12 protein-coding genes are annotated in these 12,512 nt (G+C 72.5%); 8 read left to right on the top strand and 4 right to left on the bottom strand.

The window, feature by feature from the left end; translation table 11 throughout:
• Positions 1-28: 28 nt before the first annotated feature.
• The 3 genes from AB0E24_RS30155 to AB0E24_RS30145 are packed head-to-tail and all read left to right on the top strand — an operon-like array spanning position 29 to position 2,577.
• Positions 29-679, top strand: a complete 651-nt coding sequence (locus tag AB0E24_RS30155; protein ID WP_069867692.1) for a GntR family transcriptional regulator — start codon at positions 29-31, stop codon at positions 677-679.
• 57 nt (positions 680-736) lie between these two features.
• Positions 737-1,516: a 4-carboxy-4-hydroxy-2-oxoadipate aldolase/oxaloacetate decarboxylase gene (locus AB0E24_RS30150; RefSeq protein ID WP_359381679.1), complete on the top strand. Its 780-nt coding sequence runs from the start codon at positions 737-739 to the stop codon at positions 1,514-1,516.
• Positions 1,513-2,577 carry a 4-oxalomesaconate tautomerase gene (locus AB0E24_RS30145; protein WP_359381676.1) on the top strand — a complete coding sequence of 355 codons (1,065 nt, stop codon included), beginning with the start codon at positions 1,513-1,515 and terminating at the stop codon, positions 2,575-2,577. Before AB0E24_RS30150 ends, AB0E24_RS30145 begins: the two co-directional genes overlap by 4 nt.
• A gap of 224 nt (positions 2,578-2,801) precedes the next feature.
• Here the strand turns inward: AB0E24_RS30145 and AB0E24_RS30140 are convergent, their stop codons facing one another.
• The 3 genes from AB0E24_RS30140 to AB0E24_RS30130 form a co-directional block, all read right to left on the bottom strand.
• Positions 2,802-3,452, bottom strand: a complete 651-nt coding sequence (locus tag AB0E24_RS30140; RefSeq protein WP_079256330.1) for a TetR/AcrR family transcriptional regulator — start codon at positions 3,450-3,452, stop codon at positions 2,802-2,804.
• A 296-nt stretch (positions 3,453-3,748) separates the two neighbouring features.
• On the bottom strand, positions 3,749-3,919 hold the full coding sequence (locus AB0E24_RS30135) for a hypothetical protein (protein WP_158525863.1): 171 nt from the start codon (positions 3,917-3,919) through the stop codon (positions 3,749-3,751).
• A 143-nt stretch (positions 3,920-4,062) separates the two neighbouring features.
• A complete protein-coding gene (locus tag AB0E24_RS30130) occupies positions 4,063-4,641 on the bottom strand; it encodes a DsbA family protein (protein ID WP_359381673.1) in 579 nt (192 codons plus the stop codon).
• A 320-nt stretch (positions 4,642-4,961) separates the two neighbouring features.
• Between AB0E24_RS30130 and AB0E24_RS30125 the strand changes: the two genes are divergently transcribed.
• Together AB0E24_RS30125 and AB0E24_RS30120 are read left to right on the top strand one after the other, a co-directional pair.
• A complete protein-coding gene (locus AB0E24_RS30125) occupies positions 4,962-6,173 on the top strand; it encodes a glycoside hydrolase family 64 protein (RefSeq protein ID WP_359381671.1) in 1,212 nt (403 codons plus the stop codon).
• Between the two features lie 18 nt (positions 6,174-6,191).
• On the top strand, positions 6,192-7,658 hold the full coding sequence (locus tag AB0E24_RS30120) for a glycoside hydrolase family 76 protein (RefSeq protein WP_102933588.1): 1,467 nt from the start codon (positions 6,192-6,194) through the stop codon (positions 7,656-7,658).
• A 1-nt stretch (position 7,659) separates the two neighbouring features.
• On the opposite strand, the gene AB0E24_RS30115 is transcribed toward AB0E24_RS30120, so the two are convergent.
• Entirely contained in the window at positions 7,660-8,580 is a 921-nt protein-coding gene (locus AB0E24_RS30115; protein ID WP_359381668.1) for an NADP-dependent oxidoreductase, read from the bottom strand.
• Between the two features lie 162 nt (positions 8,581-8,742).
• Between AB0E24_RS30115 and AB0E24_RS30110 the strand changes: the two genes are divergently transcribed.
• From AB0E24_RS30110 to AB0E24_RS30100, 3 genes are all read left to right on the top strand, one after another.
• Entirely contained in the window at positions 8,743-10,035 is a 1,293-nt protein-coding gene (locus AB0E24_RS30110) for a helix-turn-helix transcriptional regulator (RefSeq protein ID WP_174884403.1), read from the top strand.
• Between the two features lie 96 nt (positions 10,036-10,131).
• A complete protein-coding gene (locus AB0E24_RS30105) occupies positions 10,132-10,737 on the top strand; it encodes a GOLPH3/VPS74 family protein (RefSeq protein WP_359381666.1) in 606 nt (201 codons plus the stop codon).
• Positions 10,738-10,900: 163 nt separating this feature from the next.
• A complete protein-coding gene (locus AB0E24_RS30100) occupies positions 10,901-12,475 on the top strand; it encodes a class I adenylate-forming enzyme family protein (protein WP_147965501.1) in 1,575 nt (524 codons plus the stop codon).
• The last annotated feature ends 37 nt before the right edge of the window (positions 12,476-12,512 follow it).

Here is a 12,512-nt window from a genome sequence, read left to right as displayed (position 1 = left end):
ACAGGCACTCACTCAGGGAGGGCACACGATGCCGAACGAAGCTCGTCCAGGCACCGGAGAGCAGGCCAAGCAGCATGCCTTGGAGCAGCTGCGGCAGGCGATTTCGCGCGGGGAGATGGCGCCGGCCCAGCGGCTGGTGGAGAACGAGCTCGCCGAGCAGTTCGGTGTGACCCGGGCGAGCATCCGCGCGGCGCTGATCGATCTGGCGTCCGAGGGTCTGGTCGAGCGGATCCGCAACCGTGGCTCACGGGTGCGGGTGGTGAGCGTCGAGGAGGCCGTGGCCATCACCGAATGCCGCATGGTCCTGGAAGGACTGTGCGCCGCCAAGGCGGCCGTCGAGGCCGGCGAGGAGCAACTGGCCGAACTGGCCGATCTGGGCACGGCGATGTCCAAGGCGGTCGCCGACGGCGAACCGCTGACCTACTCCGACCTCAACCATCAACTGCACGCCCGCATCCGGGAGTTCTCCGGTCAGCAGGTGGCGGTGGAGCTGCTGGAGCGGCTCAACGCACAGCTGGTGCGCCATCGCTTCCAGCTCGCGCTGCGGCCGGGGCGTGCCCAGCGGTCCCTGGGTGAACACCTGGCCGTGATCGAGGCGATCAGGGCCAGGGACCCACAGGCGGCCGAAGCGGCCGTCCGTGCCCACCTCACCAGTGTGATCGACGCGTTGAGCGAATGACGCGCGGTTCGCGCCGCGGGGTGGGGCGACGACCTGTCCAGCAAGGAGATACCAGCAATGACGCACGGTAGCGCGGGTGACCTGCCCGCTGCCGCACGGCCGAGCGGTCTGATCGTCACCGGCCCGCCACGTGCCGAGGCCCGGCATGTGGACGCCCTGCGGGGGTACGGCGTGGCCACGGTGCACGAGGCCATGGGCCGCACCGGCTGCCTCGGCCCCGGGCTGCGCCCCGTCCAGCAGGACGTGCGCATCGCGGGGACCGCGGTCACGGCGCTGTGCTGGCCCGGCGACAACCTGATGATCCACGCCGCGGTCGAGCAGTGCGCCGAGGGCGACATCCTCGTCGTCGCCACCACATCGCCGTCCACGGACGGCATGTTCGGCGAGCTCTTCGCCACCGCGCTCCACCACCGCGGCGTGCGCGGCCTGGTCATCGACGCGGGGGTGCGCGACACCGCCGAACTGCGCGCGATGGGCTTCCCCGTGTGGTCCGCCGCCGTGTGCGCGCAGGGCACCGTCAAGGCCACGGCCGGATCCGTCAATGTGCCCGTGGTGGTGGGCGGGCAGTGGATACGCCCCGGCGATGTGATCCTCGCCGACGACGACGGGGTGATGTGCGTACCGCGCGAGTCGGCCGCCACGGCCGTCGAGGCGGCCAAGGCGCGCACGGCGAAGGAGGAGGCGACCAGGGCCGCCTTCGCCGAGGGCCAACTGGGCCTGGACCGCTACGGGTTGCGGGAGACCCTCGCCCAGCTCGGGGTGCGGTACCAGCCATACGGAGAGTACGCGGAGCACGCGGAGTACGCCGAAGGTGCCCGCGGTGGGGCCGTCTCATGAGCGGGCCGGAAGGCGTGCGCTGCATGCTGATGCGCGGTGGCACCTCCAAGGGCGGCTACTTCCTCGCGGAGGACCTGCCGTCCGACCCCGGCGCCCGTGACGACCTGCTGCTGCGGATCATGGGCAGTCCCGATCCGCGGCAGATCGACGGCCTCGGCGGAGCACACCCGCTGACCAGCAAGGTGGCCGTCGTCTCCGCCTCCCAGGACCCGGAGACCGACGTCGACTATCTGTTCCTCCAGATCGGTGTGGACCGGGCCGAGGTCTCCGACCGGCAGAACTGCGGCAACCTCCTGGCCGGGGTCGGCCCCTTCGCCGTGGAGCGGGGTCTGGTGGCCGCCCGGGACGGGCGGACACCGGTGCGGATCAGGATGGTCAACACCGGTGACCACGCCACCGTGACCGTTCCCACCCCGGACCGGCGCGTGGACTACACCGGCTCGGCCGAGATCTCGGGTGTCCCGGGTTCCGCCGCCCCGATGGTGATCGCCTTCCAGCAGGGCGGCGGCCCTCTGCTGCCCACCGGCCACGCCCGCGACCTCATCGACGGCACCCCGGTGACCTGCGTGGACAACGGCATGCCGACCGTGCTGATCGCCGCGTCCGCGCTGAACGTCACCGGCTATGAGGACCCCGGAAAGCTGGAGGCGGACGCGTCGCTCGGCGCCCGGCTCCAGGAGATCCGGCGGGTGGCGGGCCGGTTGATGGGCCTGGGCGATGTGAGCGCCACGACCGTGCCCAAGCTCAGCCTGCTGGCCCCGCCCGCGCACGGTGGCACCGTGATGACCCGCACCTTCATCCCGGTGCGCTGCCATACGGCGATCGGCGTCCTGGGCGCCGCCAGTGTCGCCGCCGGGCTGTGTGTCGAGGGAAACGTCGGCGAGGACGTGGCCCGGCTCCCGGCGAGGGGGGAGCGGCTGCGCATCGAACACCCCACCGGCTTCCTGGACATCGACACGGCCGTGGACCACAGCGGGGCCATGCCCGCGGCACGGGGAACGGCCGTCGTACGCACCGCGCGGAAGATCTTCGACGGCACGGTCTTCCCCCGGCCCTCCTGATCCGGCGCCCCGGGGGCGCATGCCGTGTTCGAGGCGGGCGGCACCGCCACGCCCGAGGGGGCCACCGCCCTGGCCGCGCTGGACACGGAGCCGCGTGAGCGGGACATCGCGCCGCGCGGAAGTGCCGCACTCCTCGCGGGGCCCTGTTCCTGGACGGTCTCCCGGCACCGGCGGGCATGGCGTCGTCCGGGCGGTGAGTCCGTCCGGCCGGGTGCCTCCGGGAGTCAGTCCGTCGCCGGAGCCGTCAGCCCGTGGCGGTGGAGGAAGGCGTCGACGAGCCGGTCGGTGAAGTCCTGGCCGACGGGCTCGCCGGTGACCAGCACACGGTAGTAGAGGGGCCCCATGAGCTGGTCGGCCTCGGCCACCAGATCCAGACCGGGCGGCAACTCCCCGCGCTCCGCGGCCCGTTCCAGCGCGCGCCGGTCGCGGCGGCGCTGCTGGTCGAGGCATCGGGACCGGAAGTCCTGGGCGAACTCCGGATCGTGCTGCGCCTGGGCGATCAGCGCCCTGAAGACGGCGCCGGAATCGGACGCGCTGAGGAACCAGGCCAGGTCGCGCAGATAGGCGCGCAGATCCACGGCGAGGTCACCGGAGTCGCGTACGGCCAGGTCCTCGGCCACGTCCTGGAGGAAGGCGTCCATGAGGACGTCGGTCTTGGTGCTCCACCAGCGGTAGATGGTCTGTTTGGCGACCCCGGCCCGGGTGGCGATGCCCTCCATGGTGACGCCCGCGAAGCCCTTCTCGACCAGCAGATCGTCGGCCGCGTTCAGCACCGCCAGCCGGGCCTGTTCACTGCGCCCGTGCCGGTTGCCGTGGTGGCGGGTCGCCGATGGGCCGGTGCCGCTCGTCCCGGCCGTCCGTGTCGCGCGTGCCATCCAGCCTCCCCGGGATACCGCGATCAGGATAGCCGCCCCTCACATGAGGATCGGCCGCCGCCTCCGGCCGCCGCCTCCGGCCGCCGCCCCCGACCCGGGCCGCATGGCTGGGCCCGCCCGCCGGTGGGGTATCACCGGTGGCGGGCCCGGGTGCCGAGAGGGGTGGTGCCCAAGCGCTCCGCCGGAAGCGCACGGAGATGCCGTCGACCGTCCGCGGCGCCGTGGTGGCCGGTCGGGTAGTTCCCCGTGCCGCTTCAGGTCGCGTTTCGAACCGCGGCCGACTTCCGCCGATCCGCTCAGTCCCGTTCCCCTTCGGCCTGTGAGGGAGTCGTCCTCTGTACGTCGGGGTGGCCGGTGTCCTGCTCGTCGTCGCGTTCGCCCTCGGCCTGCGAGGGGGTCGTCCACGGCACGTCCGGGTGGCCGGCTTCCCGCTTGTGTTCGACGTGGGAGGGGGCTGGCTCGGTCATGTGATGCCTCCGCTCCTAGTGCGGACGGTGCCGATTTTACCTCGAATGCCCACGTCGGCGCGGTGCGGCCGGGTGGTGGACCGGCCCCGCCGCGGCTCGGGGCGCAGGCTGTCCGGCGGATCCCTTCCCGGGGTGTCCGTCGATCACCCCCTGGCGTGGAGGGCGGCCTCCACGGCCGTCTTGATCAGCCTCTGATGAGGCCGTACGAGCACCCCGTCGACCAGGACCGTCGGGGTGGCGCCGACCTTTCGCGCGGCCGCCCGCGCGGTCACATACGGTGGCCAGTCGAGATGGGCCTCCCCGCGCACACACCCCGCGAAGGAGCCGGTCAGCCCGACCGGGGTGCCGAGCGCGATGAGCTCCTCGTCGGTGAGTCCCGGCCCGCCCTCGGGCGGCTGGTTGGCGAAGACGATGTAGAGATACTCCAGGAACCGTCCGCCGTCGGCCGCGCAGCCCGAGGCGGCCGAGGCCCGGGTGGAGTACCGGTTGGTCGACATCTCGTCGAGGAACGCCATCGGGTGATAGGTCAGGGTGATCCGGCGGGTCTCGACCATGGTGTCGAGCATCGGCCCCGACGACTCCTCGAACATCCGGCAGTAAGGGCACTGGAAGTCGATGAAGGCGTCGATCATCACCGGTCCGTCGCCGAGCACGATGCCATCGCCTTCCGCGTTGACCCCCGCCGGCACGTGCGCCGGGCGGGGCTGCGCCTGCGCGTACATACGGGGTCTCCTCCCAGCGGGAAAACGGCCGGGGGACGTCGGCCGCAGCCCGCGAGTACCCGTATGGAGGCGGATGACCCGCGGGGTGCGCGTCGTCTCCTGACCGGGCGGGAGCGGTCTCCGCGTCGAACGGGACGACCCCGACCCGGCAGACGCCCATGATCCCAAGGCTCCGCACCCGCCGGTGCGCTGATGTCGGAACGTGAGTATGTCTAGACCAGTGTCATGTTCACTGCCATGATGACCTCCGCAACCTGGCTTCACGAGCACCCTCCCCATTCCCCCGCGACGCGGCCGTGCGGCCGCGCGAGAGGTGACGTATGTCCAGACGCGTCTCCATCCGATTCCGGACCCTGCCCTGCTGGGCGTCGGCCCTGCTGCTGGCCCTGGGCATGACCACCGCACTGGCCCCCGAGGCGTCCGCCCGGGCGGCCGTGCCGAGCACGATCCCGCTGAAATTCACCAACAACTCCGGGCGCGGCGACCAGATCTACGTCTATACGCTCGGCACCCTGCTCGCGACCGGGCAGCAGGGCTGGGCCGACGCCTCCGGGACCTTCCACCCCTGGCCGGCCGGCGGCAACCCGCCCACCCCGGCCCCGGACGCGTCGATCGCGGGACCGGCCAACGGCCAGTCCGTGACGATCCGCATCCCGAAGCTCTCCGGCCGGGTCTACTTCTCCTACGGCCAGAAGCTGGACTTCAGGCTCACCACCGGCGGCCTGGTGCAGCCCGCCGTGCAGAACCCCTCGGACCCCAACCGGAACATCCTGTTCAACTGGAGCGAGTTCACCCTCGACGACTCCGGGCTGTACATCAACAGCACCCAGGTCGACATGTTCTCCGCGCCGTACGCGGTGGGGGTGCAGGGCGGCGATGGCAGCGTGAAGACCACCGGGCACCTCAAGTCCGGCGGCTACAACGGCGTCCTCAACGCGCTGCGCGCACAGTCGGGCGGCTGGGGCAAGCTCATCCAGACCCGGCCGGACGGCAGCGTCCTGCGGGCCCTGTCGCCCGGACACGGCATCGAGGCGGGCGCCCTGCCCGCGAGCGCGATGGACGACTACATCAACCGGGTGTGGCAGAAGTACACCGGCGCCACCCTCACGGTCACCCCCTTCGCCGACCGGCCGGACACCAAGTACTTCGGCCGGGTCTCCGGCGACGTCATGAACTTCACCAACAGCGCAGGAGCCGTGGTCACCAGCTTCCAGAAGCCGGACTCCGACTCGGTCTTCGGCTGCTATAAGCGGCTCGACGCGCCCAACGACCAGGTGCGCGGCCCGATTTCGCGGACCCTGTGCGCGGGCTACAACCGCACGACGCTGCTCACCAACCCCAATCAGCCGGACACGAGTGACGCCGGGTTCTACACCGACGCCGTGACCAACCACTACGCCCGCGCGATCCACGCCCAGATGGCCGACGGCAAGGCGTACGCCTTCGCCTTCGACGACGTCGGGCAGCACGAGTCGCTCGTCCACGACGGCAATCCGCAGCAGGCGTCCATCACCCTGGACCCCTTCAACTAGGCCGACAGGAGGCACGGCATGAGACGCAAGAGACCGCCGCTCACCCGCCTGGCCGCCCTCGCCACCGGAGCGCTCGCCCTGCTGGCCCCGCTGCTCCTCCCGGCCACGGCCCAGGCGGCGCCGTCCGCCACCATCTGCAACAAGTACTGCGACAGCCGCGACCCGGCGCTCGCCCCGCAGAGCCGCAACCCCGTGACGGCCACCCTCTTCTCCCGCTCCATCGCCCTGCACTTCGACGACGCCGACGCCATGGGCTGGGCCTCCATCGACAACGGCAGCCCCGGTGACGAGGTGTGGCTCGACCGCTCGTTCGACGGCGGCCGGACCTGGTCCTCCGGCAGCCGCCTCGGCAACACCGCCATCCCCGCCGGACAGCGCGGCTGGCGCACCCTCATGTACAACGTGGACGACTGGGGCGCCCATGGCGTCGGCGCGCTACGGGCCTGCGGCAAGGCCGGTGACCGCCCCGACATCGCCTGTACCCCCTGGGCCCGTACCACCTGGAACGCCTGGGACCGCCGCACGGCCGCCGCCACCGCGCAGATGGCCTACTACTCCTACGGGACCGGGCTGTTCTCCACCACCGGCTGGTGGAACTCGGCCAACGCCCTCACGGCCGTCATCGACAACATCCGCGTCTCCGGCATGCACAGCTACGAATACGCGATCGCCCGCACCTACGACCTCAACCTCGGTGCGCAGGGCGGGCAGTTCCGCAACGACTACATCGACGACACCGGCTGGTGGGGTCTGGCCTGGGTGGCCGCCTATGACCTCACCGGCGACTCGCGCTATCTGGCCACCGCCCGTGCCGACGCCGACTACATGGCCTCCTACTGGGACTCCACCTGTGGTGGCGGCGTGTGGTGGAGCACCGCGAAGACTTACAAGAACGCCATCGCCAACTCCCTCTACCTCCAGCTGAACGCCGCCCTGCACAACCGGATTTCCGGCGACACCACCTATCTCCAACGGGCGAAGGCGGAGTGGACCTGGTTCCAGGGCACCGCCATGGTGAACTCCTCGAACCTCGTCAACGACGGCATCGACCTGGGCACGTGCAAGAACAACGGCAGCGCCGTCTGGTCCTACAACCAGGGCGTGCTGCTCGGTGGCCTCACCGAGCTGCACAAGGCGACCGGTGACGATTCCGTGCTCGCCACGGCCCGCCGTATCGCCACGGCCGCCACTACGTCGTCCCAGCTCAACACGGCCGACGGCATCCTCAGGGACCCGTGCGAGACCGGCGACTGCGGCGCCGACGGCCCGTCGTTCAAGGGCGCCCATGTGCGGGGGCTGGCCAAGCTGAACGCGGCCTTGGCCGACCACCCCTACACGGCCTACCTCAAACGGCAGGCCGACCGCGCCTACGCCGCCGACCGCAACGCCCTGGACCAGTACGGACTGCGCTGGTCAGGACCGCTGGACAAGACCGACGCGGCACGACAGCACAGTGCGCTCGACCTGATGAACGCGGCCCCCTAGGTCACAACGGCGTTTCATCAGGCCGCAGGATGAGCTTGCCCCGGCTGTGGCCGGCCTCGCTCTGCTCATGGGCCTCGGCGGCGTCGGCGAGCGGGAAGCTCCGCACGATGGGCACCCGCAGCCGGCCCTCCGCGGCGAGCCGGGCGTATCCGGCGATGTCCTCCAGGGGGCGGCCACCGCCGCCACCGGAGAACGTGACACCGAGATCGGCGGCCGCGGGGTCGGCGATGGTCACGATGCGGTCGGTCGTGCCGCCCCGCAGCTCGATCGAGACCGGCAGGGCACCCTGACCGGCCGCGTCGTAGACGGCATCGACACCCTTCGGGGCCACGGCGCGCACCCGGTCGGCCAGGCCCTCGCCGTACGCCACGGGGATCGCGCCGAGCGAGCGCAGATAGTCGTGGTTGGCGGGCGAGGCGGTGCCGATGACGGTGACTCCCCGGGCCACCGCGAGCTGGACGCCGACCCCGCCGACCGCACCGGCGGCCCCGTGCAGCAGCAGCGTCTCGCCTTCCTTGAGCCCCAGCAGGTCGAGCACGCGCGCCGAGGTCTCGGTGGCCACGGGCAGCGCGGCGGCCGTCTCCCAGTCGAGGTCGGCCGGCTTGGGGACGACAGCGGTGGCCAGGGCGTACGAGGCGTAGGCGCCGGTGTCCGTCCAGCCCAGCACCTCATCGCCCACCGACCGATCAGTGACCCCCTCGCCGACCTCGTCGACGATCCCGGCCGCCTCCGAGCCGGGGACGGCGGGGAGCCCGGGGCCCATCTGCGGCATCCAGCCACGGCGGATCTTGTAGTCGATGGGGTTCACGGCGGCGGCCACGACCTTCAGCCGTACCTGCCCGGGACCCGGATGCGGCTCCTCCGTCTCCTTCAGCCGCAGCACCTCGGGGCCGCCGTACTCCTCGTAGACGATTGCCTTCATCTCTCTCACTCCCGTCAGCCCTGTTTCATGGGGCACCAGCCGTTTGTAGCGACAACGCCATCCTCGGCCGGGACATGCCCCGCCCCGGCCGTTCCTTCGGCCGGTTCCACCTGGCCGAAGGAACGGCCGGGCCCGCGGGGAGGCCCCACTACGCTGACGGACATGGACCTCACGGCCGCAGTCGATGTGATCCGGGCGCCCCTGGGCGATCTCCTTCCGCGCCTGTCCGCCGCGCTCTTCGACGCGATTCCGCACCGGGCGGTGGCCGAGCTCTCCGGCAACTGCCCGCACTCACCGTTCAAGACCCATGGACACCCCTCCGGCGACCCCGGCGCCGCCATCACCACCACCGAGTTGGCCGCGCTCTCCCCGGCGGCCCGCGCCGAGGGGAGCTGGCAGGGCCGGGCCCGGATCGGGGGCGCCGATGTGCCCGTGCTGGCCCTGTACAGCGACGCCACCGCGCGGGGCGCGCTGCTCGTCCTCGTACGGACCGAGGAGACCCCCGTCCCGGCCGCGGCCCTGGCGACGGCCCGCGTCCTGTGGGACCTGGTGACCGCGCACCGCGACCGGATGGCGACCGAGGCGGCGCCCGGGGTGCTGGCCCAGTCCCGCGCCGCGGCCGCCGCGCGGGCCACGGCCATCGCCGAGCTCGTCGACGCCCATGGGGCTGCCCTGTCCGCCCTGCTCGGTGTGTTGCGCCGCCGCGATCTGGACGATCCGACCGCCCGGGCCCGCGCGGTGGACCTCGCCGTCACCGCCCTGGCCGAGCTGCGCGCCCGGACCGACCGCGATCAGGCGCTGGTGGAGGAACCCGCCGGTGACGCCTTCGCCCGGCTCGCCGATTCCCTCCGCCCGGAGCTGCGCGGCCTGACCGTACGGCTGGACCTGGGCCCGCCCGGTACGGAGGAGGGCGCGGACCGGCCGCTCCCCGCCGATGTGGCCAATACGGCCCGCGCGGTGGTGCGGGCCGTGGTGCACGCCATGCTCGACGAGCAGGGGCCGGGCCAGGACGGCGCGCCGCATCCGGTGCGCCGCGTCCACATCGGCTGGAAGGTCGGCGAGGGCGAGCTGCGCGCCACCGTGCGGGACGACGGCCCCGGCGTCCTGCGGCGGACCGCCCTGGACGCCCGCCGGGTCGGGGAGCGGCTGGCCGCGCTGGGCGGACGGCTGGACGTGGACGCGGTCCCCGAGTGGGGCACCACGGTGACGGCCACCGTGCCACTGGGACCGCCGCGGATGGCCGGTGAGGATCCGCTGTACGCCCTCGGCGCGCGCGAGCTGGAGGTGCTGGAGCAACTGGCCCGCGGGCGGCGCAACCGGCAGATCGCCCAGCAGCTCCACATCAGCGAGTCGACGGTGAAGTTCCACGTGGCGAACATCCTGGAGAAGCTGGGGGTCACCTCGCGTGGCGAAGCGGCCGCGCTGGCCCACGCATGGGGGGCGACCGGCTCCTGAGCGGCCGGTGACGTGGCGCATGCGCGGGACCGCACCGGCGGACAGCCGAACGCCGGGGGACGTATGGTTGCTGAGGGACGGCGAGCGGAGCGATTCATGACCACACCGCGGGACCTGATGATCGTCACGCTGGACGTGGCGCCCATCCGCCCCCTGGAGCGGGGCGATCTCTCGCTCGCGCTCGCGGGAGCCGAGCTGATCGACCTCCTCGACGTCGAGGCCCTCGGGTTCGAGGACGAGCGGATCGTGCCGCGCCTCTGCCCCCCGACCGGTGACCGTCTGCTGGACGAGGCCGTGTCGTCGCTCGTCCGCCAGCCGCCCTACGAACCGGTCGGCGAGTGGCTGTGGCGCAGGGGCCGCGGGCTGTCCTCGGCCTACCTGGACGCCCTGGAGGCCGCGGGGCAGATCACCCGGCGGCGCCACGGCTGGCTGCCGGTGCGCGCCGGTCAGGCGGTGCCGGTCGACTCACCCGCCCGTCGGCGCGCGACGGACCGCTGGGCCTCGGACGAGCCCGTTCTCGCATCCCTCGCGGCGGCCATCGGGGTCCGCGAGGAGCCCGCGGGAGACGCCGCGGCGGCGGCCGGCGACGCGGCCGTGACCGTGCTCGCCGCCGTCAACGACGCCGTGATGGAGCTGGAGGCCGAACGGCAGCGGCGGGCCATCGAGGAAGCGGCCTTCGACAACGTCTGGCGCGCCGAATGACCGCGTGACGGTGCGGGCGGCGCCGGGAGGAGCAGGACGCCACCAGGGGTGCCGCACCGCCGTCGATGATCCCGAACTCCGGCCCCGGGAGGGCCGTACGGCCGTATCGTGTCCGGTGATCCACCACGTCCCAGTGGGCACCACCCCCCGAACGGAGACGCACATGGACACGTTAGCCGGAGCGTCCGGTCACAGATCCCACCGCGACGCCGAGCCCATACCGGCGCCCTTCCCCCAGGCCGTCATCGACGCCTTCCACACGCGGCCGGAGCTGCCCGCCTTCGAACACCGCTCACGCGTCCTCTCACGTGGCGAGGTGCTGGAGCTCATCGGCCGGTGCGCCGACGGGCTGCGGGCGGCCGGACTCGGCCCGGGGCGGTCGGTCGCGGTGGCCACCGATGTGACACCCGAGGGTTTCGCGGTGCTCATGGCGGCCTACCTGCTGGGCTGCCGGGTGACCGGGCTGCGGCCCGGTATGACCCCGGCCCATCTCGGCTACGTCCTCTCCGACGGAATCGACGTCCTGGTGGCCGACGAGACCGGCGCCACCCCCGAACTGCTGGACGCGGCGCGTGAGGTGACCGTGGTGCGGCTGGGCCCGGACCTCCTGGACGCCCACCCCAAGGCCACGGGGGAGCTGACCGCCCAGGGCCGTCCCGAGGACATCGCCATGGTGACGCTCACCAGCGGCAGCACCGGACAACCCAAGGGCTGTACGCAGACCTACCGTTCGCTCGCCCTCAACTGGGCCTGGCAGCCCGCGCGTTGGACCGAGGGGACCGCACGGCTCGCGGCGCGCTATGAGCGGTATCTGCTCTTCGGCACCCTGACCAGTGCGGTGATCTTCGAGCATCTCGGAGCCTGTCTGATGGGTGGTGGCACCGCCGTCATCCCCGAACCGCCGCTCGCCTTCCCCCAGGTCTTCGAGCGCCACCGGATCACCGCGTGTCTGATGACCGTGCCCCGGCTGCACCATGTGCTGGACGTGCTGCGCACCGACCGCGTGGACACCAGCAGCCTCCGGGCGCTGCTCGTGGCCGGGTCCCCGCTCGCCCCGCACCGGCTCGCGGAGGCGGCCCGGCGGCTGGGCCCGGTGGTGCACCAGGGGTACGGGCAGACCGAGACCGGCATGCTCACCCTGCTCACCCCGGACCATATGGCCCAGTGGCCGGACCAGGTGTACGACTCGGTGGGCCGGGCCTGGTCCGGTGTGGAGCTGGACGTCCGCGACCCCGAGGGGCGTTCGGTGCCCGCCGGGACCACCGGCGAGATATGGGTGCGCACCGACTCCGCGATGGCGGGCTACTGGAAGGACGAGGAGCAGACCCGGGAGGTCCTGCGGGCGGGGTGGGTGCGTACCCGCGACGTCGGACACCTGGACGAACACGGTTTTCTGCGGCTCACCGGGCGCGCCCGGGACGTGGTCATCATCAACGCGATCGTGCACTACGCCGGGGCCATCGAACGCGCGCTGGCCGCCCACCCCGATGTCGACCAGGCGTATGTGGTGGGCGCGCCCGACGAGCGCACCGGCGAGGCCGCACACGCCTTCGTGGTCCCGGCCGAGGGTCGTGAACCGGATCTCGACGCCGTACGCGCCCTCGTCGCGGCCGAGTTGGGGGAGGCGAGTGTCCCCGCCACCGTCACCGTGGTGACCGAGGTGCCGGTGGCGCCGAGCGGCAAACCGGACAAGCGGGCGCTGCTGTCGCGGGTCACCGGGCCGCTGGAGACGGCGTGACGGCGCTGGGTCGCCGGTCCGGCCGGGCGGTGGTCTG

The sequence above is a fragment of the Streptomyces malaysiensis subsp. malaysiensis genome (assembly GCF_040653035.1).
Classification (GTDB): domain Bacteria; phylum Actinomycetota; class Actinomycetes; order Streptomycetales; family Streptomycetaceae; genus Streptomyces; species Streptomyces malaysiensis.
Note: the sequence above shows the minus strand (reverse complement) of the source record. Positions and strands in the feature narration are given on the sequence as shown.